We start from the raw sequence: 12,378 nt of genomic DNA, 5'->3' as shown, positions 1-12,378 counted from the left end.
GTTGTCTCCGTATTGCTCAGCATTACCTCACTCATGGCTTGAGTGTGCGTGGCCAACTTGAGCGCTGTGCGGACACGGCACTTCTGGTTACATCAAGCCTTCCAAGAGGTCGGGCCCAAAGATTTCGCGGTGTATTGAGGTCAAAGGCACATCCATGTCCATCAGTTGATTGCGCACCATCAACATGAACCCTTTTGGACCACACATGTACACCTGAGCCTCAGCCAATGATAAATCCCAAAACGAGGCCACAGTCATGGGGCCTTGCACCGCATATGAAGAATCCCCTTCGGCATCAAACTCATCATAAAAATAATGCACCAGCGCATTCGGCATGCCTTTCACCAACTCACTCACCTCATTTTCATGCACATGTCGATCGGCATGCAATGCCGCGTGTGCAAACACAACCTGACGCTGTGGCTGAATGTGTGCAATCGAATGCAAAGCACTCAACATCGGCGTGATACCCACCCCCGCTGACAACAACACAATCGCGTCATTCGATGCACAATCGGGCGTAAAGTCCCCATAAGCAGGACTGATGTCCAAGATGTCGCCAGGCTCAAGGTGGCTGTGCAGCCAATTTGACACCATGCCATCTGGGCTGACCGAATCACCCCGCTCACTTTTCACACTGATTCGCCAATAATCTTTCTCAGGGGAATCAGATAAACTGTATTGACGCATTTGAGACAAACCCAGCGCCATCAAAAAAACTTTGACACTGATGTATTGTCCAGGTAAAAATTCGCCTGGTGATCCGCCCCCTTCTTTTTCCAAATAGAAAGAAACGACCTCATCACTGTCTTGTACCCGTTTGGCAACCACGACACGCATCATGTCGCCTGCAAGGATTTGCTTCTCACCATATAAGCGATCCTCTTCTTGAATCAACACATCCGCCAATGCGCCATAAGCCTCAACCCATGCCGCCAATAATTCAGGCGTAGCCGCTTCACCCAGCACCTCCGCTATCGCACCAATCAGATGTTCGCCCACAATTGGGTAATGTGCTTTGGTGATGCCCAAAGAAGCGTGTTTATGCACAATGCGGCTGACCACGGGTGCCAATGCATCGGGGTTATCAATGTTGGCCGCGTATGCGAACACTGCCGCCGCCAATGCTTGCTGCTGAATGCCACTCGCTTGATTGCCCTCATTGAACAAATGACGCAAATTGGGATGAGCCGACAGCATGTTATTGTAAAAAACTTGGGTAATCGCCAAGCCGTGCGCTTGCAACACAGGGACACTGGCTTCAATATAGGGTCGTGCTTGGTTAGAAATCATGGTTACGCCTCCGATCTTAAGAAATGTTAAAGGACAAATTAAATTGATTCATTTTAAATGAAACAATTAGGTCAAAAAAAATGATGCAAAGCATCACACCGCGATCACATCGCTTTTGCGTAGCGATGATGTAAAACCGAAATCACTTGAACCGTCTGCGGTGACAAGACATCTTGTAGTGTGTGTGTGTTCATGTGTTGATAAAAGGCTTCCAACCCCTCATCCAACACATTTTTCAACCCACACAACCCAGACAAAGGGCATGTGGGTTTGGCACAATCAACCAATGTGCTGCTGCCTTCTAAAACACGCAACACATCCCCCATTAACAATTGACTGGGCTCAACCACAAGGCGCATCCCACCACCCGGTCCACGCACGGTCTGTATCCAAGCTTGTTTATTGAGAAACGTCACCACTTTGATTAAATGGCTGTGCTTCACATTCAGGGCTTCGGATATTTCGCTCATCATGATCGTTTGTGTGCTGCGATTTTGAGACAAATACATCAACACCCGTAAACCCAGATCGGTAAATTTAGTCAGTTGCATGATTGAAGTGTAACACAATTTTAAATTGTTTCAAATTAAATGAAACATATAACTCACCCGCACAGGACATCCATGCATTGAAAACAACATGGGGATTCGCGCAGAAACCTGCTGCTTTGTGCTTTAATGCCCCACTGTAACCATTTTTTAAAAGTTTATTTTGAAGCAATCACCGCATTGTGTGAAGCCGTCAAACGATTGCGATAATCTGTAAAGTCAGGTAAAACACGCACATATTCACTGATAAACAAAGGACTGGTAATCAAAAAATCAGCCGTGGTGATGTTGCTTGCCGTGGGGATGTTCCACAGCACAGCAAGGCGCAGTAAAGCTTTGATGTCTGGATCGTGTGACATCGGTTCCAACGGATCCCAAAAAAAGATGAGCACATCAATTTCATTTTCAACAATTTTTGCGCCAATTTGTTGATCCCCACCCAAAGGCCCACTTTGAAAACGATGAACACTGAACCCCAGTGCGTTTTCGATGAGTTGCCCCGTTGTCCCCGTGCCGAAAAAACGGTGGGGTTTGAGTGCATCGTAGTGCTTCTCGCACCACTCAATTAGATCTTGTTTTTTATGATCATGTGCGACGAGGGCAATGTTCTTCTGTGCATTCATCTGTAAATGGGTGCTCATGCGGATCCTATTTTTTTGTACAACCGTGTGTTGATGTCGGTGAAAAAATATTTTAACAAAATTTGAAAGCCGCCCGCATGTGGATTCATGCGCCATGCGACTTTCATGAAAATGTCACAGGGGTGTCACATACAGTCGATACAATCCACCTGTTATCGGGCTTTTTGATGCCCCATTATGCCTCAACTTCACACCGCCTTCTGGAGAGAATCACATGTCTGAACTTGCCCAACCTTCGCGCCGCACATTGTTAAAATTATTGGGTGGTGCGCCTTTGTTGCCATTGGGCACATTGACCTCTGGATCTTTTTTAATGGGACTCAGCGGCAATGCCGCCGCAAAAACAGTCAGTACGAATGCACGCTATGTGTCATCGTATTTCACCAGCATGCCAGCCCCTTCTCTCGCCAATCCCGCAGCGATGGCGACCACCACAGTGGGTTCAGCGTTCAATGTCAAATTAAACGATGGCACAACACAAACGTATCAGCTCGCCTACCACACCTTTTTCACCACAGGTGACATGGTGAATGCAACCACGGGGGGACACATTCTCGCGGGCGGTTATTTTGACATCAATAACCAACCCATTATTGACCGCTCAGTTGCGGGCAAAGAACGCCAATCGTTCTCTGACTGCCCAGATGGCACCTCTTTACTCACATTAAAAAATGCCAAAGTTGCTGGTGTCAAAGGCAACCCTGTGTTCGCAGTGGTTCAATTTGAATACGCCACACGCGACCAATCAGGTGCAAGCACTTATGGCATGTTGCCCTCGCCCATTGCCGTGCTCACCCTCGACCAAAATCCAGACACCGGCAAACTTGATTTTGTCAGCTACTCAAACGTCGACATGTCAAAAGTTGATGGCCTGTGGATCACTTGCGGTGCCAGTTTATCGCCTTGGAACACCCACTTATCCAGCGAAGAATACGAACCCGATGCATTTGGCCTCATCCTCGAACCCGAATCAAAAGCCAGCAAACAATTCAAAGCCTTCAGCAAAAATTTATATGGTGATGAAAAACACGCCAACCCCTACCACTATGGCCACATGCCTGAAGTAACGGTTCACCCCGACGGCACAGGCAGCGTGAAAAAACACCATTGCATGGGACGCATTTCCCACGAGCTCATTCAAATGATGCCCGATAACCGCACCGCCCTCATGGGCGACGATGCAACCAACAGCGGCATGTTCATGTTTGTTGCGGACAATGCAAAGAACCTGTCTTCAGGCACCTTATATGTTGCAAAAATCGGTGCGGGCTTCAATGTGGACCCCAGCGGCGCAGCAGCAAAACTCACATGGATCAAACTCGGTCACGCCACCAGTGAGGAAGTCAAACACATGGCCGACACACTCAAACCCACCGACATCATGGACGTCGTCCTCACCGATCCAAATGACAGCACGTTCACCAAAATATTCATCAGTGGCAAAGCCAACTGGATCAAGCTCAAACCAGGCATGGACAAAGCCGCCGCATTCCTTGAAACCCACCGCTACGCTTACCTCGTTGGTGGCAGCATGGGCTTCACAAAAATGGAAGGCACAACGGTCAATATCAAAGACAAAACGGCATACTCAGCACTGTCCTACATGCAAGACGCCATGGTCGTCAATGGCAAAGGCTGGAATGCTCAAAGCGGCATGACCCTTGAAAAACCAATCAAATCGGGTGGCATCATGATGCACAAAATGATGGGTCGCCAAAAAGACAGCACGGGTCAAATGATCAACAGCGAATGGGTGCCTGCACTCACCAAAGCTTTGCTTGTGGGGGAAGACATTGTGGCAGACACACTGGGCAACACCGCCAACCCTGACAAAATTGGCAACCCTGACAACCTGAAGTTCTCAGAAACCATGCGCACATTGTTCATTGGTGAAGACAGCGGCAACCACGTGAACAACTTCCTCTGGGCTTACAACGTGGACACTAAATCCCTGTCACGCATTCTGTCTGTGCCCGCAGGTGCGGAATCCACGGGTCTGCACGCAGTCGATGAAATCAATGGCTGGACTTACATCATGAGCAATTTCCAACACGCAGGCGATTGGGAATCACCTTTGCATGACAAGGTCAAAGACATCCTCGACCCACTGATCAGAGCCAACTACAAAGACCGCTTTGGCGCGGCGGTGGGCTATTTGACGGGCGATGCCACCAGCTTAAAGCTATAACCTACAACCACTTGATTTAATTTATTATTTTTTGAATGACGCAACGATTCTTCATGTATGTACCACTTAAAACGGCGCTCAATAAGCGCCGTCTTTTTTTCTAAAAGTTCAAATTATCCCTTATCAAGCTGTTTCTTCAATAGTTCAATTTCAATTTTCAGTCGTTCTATTTCCAAAGCCTTAATGTCGGCATCACCATGTTCACCATCGCCGTGATCACCATCACCGCCGCAGCCCCCACATCCACCAGAATCACCACAACCGCCACAACCGCAGCACTCTTCACAAGCACAAATGGAGCAGCTGGATACTTTAGGCTCAACAACGATGCTGCTTGTACGCACGCAGTACTCCGTGTGGTAAATCACTTGACCGGGCTCATTGCCTTTTATTCCTTTGAGCTCCTTAATCGAACTTAAAACCGCGTTCCGATCGTTTTTATCGAGTTTCAAAGTCTCAATTTTTGCAATAAAACTGGCTTCATCCAACTCTTTTGCCAGAGTCACATCCCGATACACTCGGGTTCGATAAGCATCCTGCACTTGGACATTAACCAAAGGAATTTGGCCATGGCTCGCAGTTCTGAACATCATGTTATTGGCACTAACATCGCGTTGTATGTCATAAGGATTGACGTTGGGGTTGATTTGGGGTTGATTAACATCAGCCACAAACCTGGGCTTGACCACATGATAAGGCAACAATTCTGCATGAATGTCGGGCAAATGCTGAATCAAGTCAAAACGCATGCCAAGGAACACCACTTCAAATGTGTATTTTTTACCCAGTTGCTTGAAAATATACGTCACCACCCTGCATTTATTGGGATTGGATATTTTTCTCAGAGAACGGTATTGGTTCTCAATCTCTGTTTTGGTGTCAATAGACACCTCATAGTAGCTGCTCACTGAGCTGGATGCTTTCTGAACCACTTCACTGAAAAAAGCTGCACCCATGTGCACCGATGCGGACACGCTTGCACTCGCACCCACTTGGAAAATCCCCAGATCAATGCCACCCCCGCCTGATGCACTGGTATTGACATCATGACTGAGTGACCACTGCTCGCGCACTGTCTTAATCACTTCAGACTCAAAATGACTTTCAACAGACTGCTGTTGATGTAAAGCATATTCATATTTACGTTTTTGTACCACTTCAACTTCTTGCTCTTCACACGGCAACAAGCTCATGGCATTCAGAAAATCACCACCCGTGAACCCTTGTAAACAGTTGCGCATCTCATACATGTAAGTGACATACAAAATCAAACCATCTCCCACGTGGTAGGGTACAACTTGATTGAACCTTGTCCGACGACAATCATCGCAGTTTTCAACAAAGTTCGTGCCCAGATCATATTCACAATGATTTATGTTCATTTTAAGCTCCTAAGACTCAACGCCAACCATGCCTACTCTATGCAGTTTTTGGCCTCCCTGACGTCGAATGATGTGAGCTGCCCCCAACACAACGTTGTTTCTTGATTTATTGTCCAGCCTTCTTGCATCGAAGATAAGCCCGTATCATCCTTACGTACTTAATTATCAACCTGACGAAAACGCAAAACAATGGGCCATAAGTCCTGTGACTTATGGCCTAATTCTAATTTGATGGATAGAGGTCAAAGCTGTGCCGTGGAGCGAATCATCCACTTATGCATCTAACTTCGGTTTTGGAAAATGTGCACACAGCTGCACGAGCGTCACGGGTTTATGCAGCACAATGGTATGGGGCTGATCCAGTAATTCTTTATAATCAAATCCACTGGTGTCCCCCGTCAACACAATAACGGGTAAATCATCACCCATGCATTGACGCGCATGTTTTGCCACATCAATACCTGTCGCACCATACCCCAGACGGTAATCGGTCAGCAGCACATCACAACGCACGGGGTGATTCGCCGCAAACAATTGCTCGACTTCTGTTGCAGTACTGCATGTGGTCACCATCACGCCATATTGCATGAGTGATGCTGTCAGCAACGTGCGCAATTCATCATCATCTTCAACCAACACAATGGATAAACCCTGCAACGACGCCATCTGATCGACCACCATGGGCATGGGGACTTCCACATGAGCGGCGGCATTCACGATGTTCAATGAGAGCCAAAACGTGCTGCCTTGAGCCATTGAAGAGTGAAGACCCATCGCCGTATTTGACAACACAGCCAACCGCTTCACAATAGACAAGCCCAGCCCCAAACCTTTGCCATCATTGCGTTTGCGTGCTGAGTTTTCTACTTGATGAAATTCTTCAAATATCTGTGTTTGATGTTCTGATGCAATGCCAATGCCAGAATCTCGGATTTCCAATCGGCCTCGAGCGCGACGAAAACCAATCCACACACCGCCTTGCTCGGTAAATTTCAAAGCATTGTGAATGACATTGACAACCATGCGCTCGAGTAAATCAGGGTCGTGCCACACAACCGCCGATGTCGGTGCAAAACGCAGCCACAGATGCTTACTTGCAGCAAACTCACCCAACTGAGCGTCCAAAGTATCAAATAAATTTTGCAAAGAAACCGCTTGCATTTGTGGCGTGATCGCCCCCGCCTCAATCCGAGAAATGTCCAAGACCCGATTAAATAAATTCTGTATGGAATGCAGGTTAGAGCCAATTTTCTCCAGCGTTCTTCGATCATGTGCATCCATGCTCGATGAACTGACAAGGCTGTCATACAACAAACCAATCGCTTGTAACGGCTGACGCGCATCATGACTGGCTGAGGTAAAAAAACGTGATTTGGCTTGATTAGCAGCGTCAGCACGCTGTTTCTCAAGCATCTGTCGCTCGGTCAACATTTCAAGCTCATACCGTTGGCGAATCTGGGTCACAAACGCTCGGCCCACAGTATTTGAGAAACTGCATGCACCACAAATGAAAATCAAGGTTGAAACCGCCAGTACCCAAGCAGCCGTGCCACCTTGCAAAACATAATACACCATCATCGGCACAAACAAAAAAAGGGTATAACTCAAGCTCAACAAACGCACTGGGAAATCCTTCATCACCGCTGCAAAATAATAAAAAAACACACTGATGGCGACGGGGTGAAAATTCAACACACTTTCTTGCTGCAAGAGAAACACCACCAAAATACAGGCCAAACACACAAATTGACACAAAGACCCCAAGACATACAACGCCCCATAAAACCAAGTGAGCTCATGGTTGAGTTCATCTAATTTAGTTAAAGCTTTAACTTGATACTCGCCGTACATTTGCACAAACGCCCAAAGATTCCAAACCAATAAAATCAAAAAAAACCAACCCATATCCCACAAAAAATCATAGGCATAAAGCAAAACAATCGAGGCAAACGCATTGATGATCAACGGAATGATGCTGTCTGTATAGAGGGTTTGAACCACTTCGGCTCGTGTGCGAGTTTCAGCAAAATCATGTAACCACGGGTGTTGCTGAATCCCCATCAACCACTTGTGGGCTTGGCTGGCTTGCGCTCTCACAAGAACCACTCCCGCGTCTTCGCAATGGCCTGCGCCCGACTGCTCACATTGAGTTTGGCGAACAAAATATACAAGTGATTTTTGACGGTACCCAAAGCCACATTGAGCTCTCGTGCAATGATTTTATTGGGCTTCCCTTGATGCAACAACCTTAGAATGTCAAGTTGCCGTTGTGTCAGCAATGCATTGTCGTAATCATTTGATGCTGTTGAGTCATTAGACACAACAGGCAAATAAGCCAATTGATCTGCTTTTTGATTGAAACGGGTGTGTTTAAACTCATTGCTTGAATTGGACAGCGCACTGACCAACTGGATCTCTTGCAGCAGCTCATTGGAATGACAAGTCTTTTTTATGATTCGCAAAATGCCCGTATGCTGCAAACGATGCAGTAAATCTGGTGCTTCAATGCCCGTAAAAACAATGATGGGGGATTGCCCAGCAGCAGACATCACAGCATGAACGCTATCAGCGCCACGCATGCCTGGCATATGCAAGTCCAATAAAATCAAATCATAAGGCTGTTGAGTACGATCAAATTGCGCCAACACATCATCGTAACTGCCTGCAGAATCAATCACCAATGACGACCAATGGCTCTGTAGCAGCTGTATGATGGCTTCACGCATGAGTTCATGGTCATCGGCTACTAATATTTTTATCATTGTTCAGCCCCCACTTATTGATGTCAACGTGCTGAAACTTCTCTTTTTATCAACCTCAACTGCCCGACTCATATTCATAAGTGGATGGTCAATTATCCACAATTCACCTGTCAGATGCAATTGATTTTACAGGTGTTTTTTGATATGGCTCGACAAAATGACAGTCACATCAAATAAACAAAAGGCACCCATTCCTGAGTGCCTTTTGAATCACCTCTATCATCGAAATTTCGTCATCAAACGGTTAGTCAACCTTTTAAAAACTAACCCTCAACCTAACTGCCAAGCAAGCAGTTCGTAACTCGCTAACGGCTGACTGAATCATTAACCCTCTTCGTTCACCAACACTGACTTTCCACGCATTTTTAAAATCAATGGAATCAAAATCCAAGCGGCTGAGATGAGCAACAACACACCTGACAATGGGCGAGTGATAAACACCATCCAGTCGCCTGATGAGTCCACCAATGCATTGCGCATGTTATTTTCCATCATTGGCCCCAGCACCAAGCCCAACAATACGGGGGCCAAAGGGTAATCATTTTTGACCAAGAAATAACCAATCATGCCTGAAAGAAACAACACCCACAGGTCAAAAATCGAGTTCTGCACCGAGTACACACCAAAAACTGAAATGGCAATGATGATCGGCAATAGGTATTTCGGTGGTGTACTGATGATCTTTGCAAACACACGCACCAAAGGCATGTTTAAAATCAACAGCATCACATTGCCCACAAACATACTGGCGATCAACCCCCATGCCACTTGTGGATGATCAGTGAACAGCAAGGGACCGGGTTGCACGTTGTACATGATCAATGCGCCCATCAATACAGCCGTTGTACCCGAACCTGGAATCCCAAGAGTCAGCAATGGAATCATTGCACCACCTGCCGCTGCATTGTTTGCAGACTCCGGACCCGCCACACCTTCAATCGCCCCTTGGCCAAAACGTTCGGGGGTTTTTGAAATCTTTTTTTCCATGATGTAAGAGAAAAATGAAGCCAAGGTCGCCCCGGCACCTGGCAAAATCCCAATGAAAAAACCAAGAAATGAACCACGTAAAATCGGCCCCGTGCTTTGTTTCAACTCGGTCTTGCTTGGGTAAAGGCTGTTGATTTTTGCCAGCTTAATTTCACTGGTGTCCTCCTCCAAAATGGTTTTAAACACCTCACCAACGGCAAACAAACCCACAGCCAAAGTCAAAAATTGAATGCCATCGGCCAAGATAGGAGAACCAAATGTAAAGCGGAAGGAACCCGATTGATCAACACCCACAGTGGCCAGCAACAACCCCAAAGTGGTCATCATCAAAGCCTTCACCATCGATTTACCCGCCAAACCACTGACCGCACACAAACCCAAAACCATGAGTGAGAAATACTCTGAATAACCAAATTTCAACGCCAGCTCAGACAAAGGTTCAGCGACTAAAATCAAGCCCAACAAAGTGATAATACCCGCCACAAACGAGCCAATGGCCGAAATGGATAAAGCACTCCCCGCACGGCCTTGCCTCGCCATTTGATAGCCATCCAAAGCCGTCACCACAGAAGAGGACTCACCAGGTGTATTGAGCAAAATCGATGTGGTTGAACCACCGTACATTGCACCATAGTACACACCCGACAGCAAAATGATTGAACTGGTCGCGGCAGCTTCCGCCCCCAAGCCCAAACCACTGGTCAATACAGCCGTGACTGGAATCAATAACGCCACCCCACTCATCGGGCCAATCCCTGGTAAAACACCCACCGCTGTACCCAGAACCACACCACTAAAGGCAAACAGCAGGTTGTACCAAGTGAGGGCTGTGGCAAAGCCACCCATCAAATAATCCATTGTTGACATGATCTATCCTCCTTAAATAAAGCTCGGCCACGCGGGCAAGCTGCCCTTGAGGATGTACACGAACAAAATAACAATACCCAATGAAAAACCAGCAGCAATCACAACAGATTTCCACAGATCCCCTTTGTGCATGGCTTGAAAAGACACCAGTAAAAATATAAATGTACTGATCACGTAACCCAGTGGTTCGAGCAAAACAACATAAGCCAAACAAGCCACAGCAATGATGGAAAAGCGCTTCAAAAATAAAGGCTCAGCCTCAGCGGCTTCAACTTTATCTTTTTTGAGTGTTTCAAATACAGACAAAGCAGACAACCCCATGAGCAGCCAACCAAACACCAGTGGAAAAGTGCCTGAACTGATGCTGCTGCCATACACGGCACCGGACAATTGGCGAGAACCTAGCATAAATGCTGTGCCAATGATGAAAAACACCAATGCCGCCCCTAAATCAAATCGACGAGACATATGGACTCCTATATTGAAAACATATTGATGACACTTAAAAAAATAGAACGAAAAATAGAACGTTTAATGAGGACAAATATTTATTCTATGATTTAAATACGGATACTTACTGAAAGAAAAACGCTTGTCAGAGACAAGCGTTTTTTAAAACAAAACTCAATTGGCCATGCCAAGAGCAGCGAGCAACTCTTTAACTTGTGCGTCTTGTTGACTCAAGAATGTTGCGAATGCAGCAGCATCTTTGTAATCTTGTTCCCAACCTTGGGTTTTCAATTCAGCCTGCCATTCTGGTTTGGCATTCAAATCAGCCAATGCTTTTGACCAGTAAGCTTGTGCATTTTTGCTCATGCCTTTGGGGCCAAACACACCGCGCCAAATGGTGAACTCAGCACCATTGATGCCCGCCTCCTTGTATGTTGGCGCATCAACACCTGCAATGCGTGTGGGTGCAGAAACAGCCAAGATGCGGACTTTACCCGCTTTCACATACTCGCTCACACCAGACGCATCGGTTGCGATTGCAGCCAAATTACCACCCAACAATGCAGTCATGGCTTCACCACCGCCATCATGTGGAACGTATTTCACTTTGGTCACGTCAACGCCTGATTTGAACAATGGCAACATCGCTTGCAAATGATCCATCGCACCAGGTGAAGAACCACCACCAATAGAGACCTTGCTTGGATCCGCTTTCACTGCACTGATCAAATCACCAATTGTTTTAAATGGTGAATCGGCTTTAACAACAAACGCACCAAAGTCTTTGGTCAAAGCAGCCAATGGGGTGACATCTTTGTAACCCACAGGGCTGTTGCCTTCTTTGCGCAGATTATTAATAATGATCGGTGGCGAATTCACAAACAGCTTATTATCATTGCCCACATCTTTGGTCGTGTATGTTGCAAGGAATTTTGCACCCGATGCGCCTGGTGAGTTTTCAACAGTCATGGCACCATCAATTAGTTTGGTGTCGGTCAACACCTTTGCAATAGAGCGTGCTGTTTTATCCCAGCCACCACCTGCACCTGATGGTGCAACCATCACCAAACCTTCGGGTTTGTAAGGGCGATTGGGGTCATTTTTATTACCACCACAAGCACTTAATGCGCTTACAGCCACAACTGCTGCCACTGCTGCCATCCATGTCTTCATCATCATATGTGTGTCTCCATAAAATTAAAATTAAGAACTCTATGTACTGCGCGCTTCGTTTTGTTACGAAACGTATTGTTTTGTAAC

General features: G+C 46.5%; 10 protein-coding genes. 1 reads left to right on the top strand and 9 read right to left on the bottom strand.

Annotation, left to right across the window (positions count from 1 at the left end; genetic code table 11):
- Positions 1-87 precede the first annotated feature (87 nt).
- The 3 genes from hmpA to DTO96_RS05340 all read right to left on the bottom strand — a co-directional run bounded on the left by hmpA (position 88) and on the right by DTO96_RS05340 (position 2,482).
- Positions 88-1,293: an NO-inducible flavohemoprotein gene (gene hmpA / locus DTO96_RS05355; RefSeq protein WP_114562552.1), complete on the bottom strand. Its 1,206-nt coding sequence runs from the start codon at positions 1,291-1,293 to the stop codon at positions 88-90.
- Between the two features lie 104 nt (positions 1,294-1,397).
- Positions 1,398-1,844: an RrF2 family transcriptional regulator gene (locus DTO96_RS05350; RefSeq protein ID WP_114562551.1), complete on the bottom strand. Its 447-nt coding sequence runs from the start codon at positions 1,842-1,844 to the stop codon at positions 1,398-1,400.
- Between the two features lie 155 nt (positions 1,845-1,999).
- Positions 2,000-2,482 carry a methylglyoxal synthase gene (locus DTO96_RS05340; protein ID WP_114562549.1) on the bottom strand — a complete coding sequence of 161 codons (483 nt, stop codon included), beginning with the start codon at positions 2,480-2,482 and terminating at the stop codon, positions 2,000-2,002.
- A 214-nt stretch (positions 2,483-2,696) separates the two neighbouring features.
- Between DTO96_RS05340 and DTO96_RS05335 the strand changes: the two genes are divergently transcribed.
- Positions 2,697-4,670, top strand: coding sequence for a PhoX family protein (locus DTO96_RS05335; protein WP_114562548.1), 1,974 nt, complete (start codon positions 2,697-2,699; stop codon positions 4,668-4,670).
- 113 nt (positions 4,671-4,783) lie between these two features.
- On the opposite strand, the gene DTO96_RS05330 is transcribed toward DTO96_RS05335, so the two are convergent.
- The 6 genes from DTO96_RS05330 to DTO96_RS05305 form a co-directional block, all read right to left on the bottom strand.
- Positions 4,784-6,052 (bottom strand): hypothetical protein, encoded by a 1,269-nt coding sequence (locus tag DTO96_RS05330; RefSeq protein ID WP_114562547.1) that lies wholly within the window; start codon positions 6,050-6,052, stop codon positions 4,784-4,786.
- 273 nt (positions 6,053-6,325) lie between these two features.
- The gene (locus DTO96_RS05325; protein ID WP_157964332.1) at positions 6,326-8,149 is read right to left on the bottom strand and encodes an ATP-binding response regulator; all 1,824 of its coding nucleotides are present in this window, start codon (positions 8,147-8,149) and stop codon (positions 6,326-6,328) included.
- Positions 8,146-8,814 carry a response regulator transcription factor gene (locus DTO96_RS05320; protein ID WP_114562545.1) on the bottom strand — a complete coding sequence of 223 codons (669 nt, stop codon included), beginning with the start codon at positions 8,812-8,814 and terminating at the stop codon, positions 8,146-8,148. Before DTO96_RS05320 ends, DTO96_RS05325 begins: the two co-directional genes overlap by 4 nt.
- 324 nt (positions 8,815-9,138) lie before the next feature.
- Positions 9,139-10,668 carry a tripartite tricarboxylate transporter permease gene (locus DTO96_RS05315; protein ID WP_114562544.1) on the bottom strand — a complete coding sequence of 510 codons (1,530 nt, stop codon included), beginning with the start codon at positions 10,666-10,668 and terminating at the stop codon, positions 9,139-9,141.
- Between the two features lie 12 nt (positions 10,669-10,680).
- Positions 10,681-11,136, bottom strand: coding sequence for a tripartite tricarboxylate transporter TctB family protein (locus tag DTO96_RS05310; RefSeq protein WP_114562543.1), 456 nt, complete (start codon positions 11,134-11,136; stop codon positions 10,681-10,683).
- Positions 11,137-11,292: 156 nt separating this feature from the next.
- Positions 11,293-12,297 (bottom strand): tripartite tricarboxylate transporter substrate binding protein, encoded by a 1,005-nt coding sequence (locus tag DTO96_RS05305; RefSeq protein WP_225972569.1) that lies wholly within the window; start codon positions 12,295-12,297, stop codon positions 11,293-11,295.
- Between the last annotated feature and the right edge of the window lie 81 nt (positions 12,298-12,378).

Source organism: Ephemeroptericola cinctiostellae (genome assembly GCF_003339525.1).
GTDB classification, from domain to species: Bacteria; Pseudomonadota; Gammaproteobacteria; order Burkholderiales; family Burkholderiaceae; genus Hydromonas; species Hydromonas cinctiostellae.
Note: the sequence above shows the minus strand (reverse complement) of the source record. Positions and strands in the feature narration are given on the sequence as shown.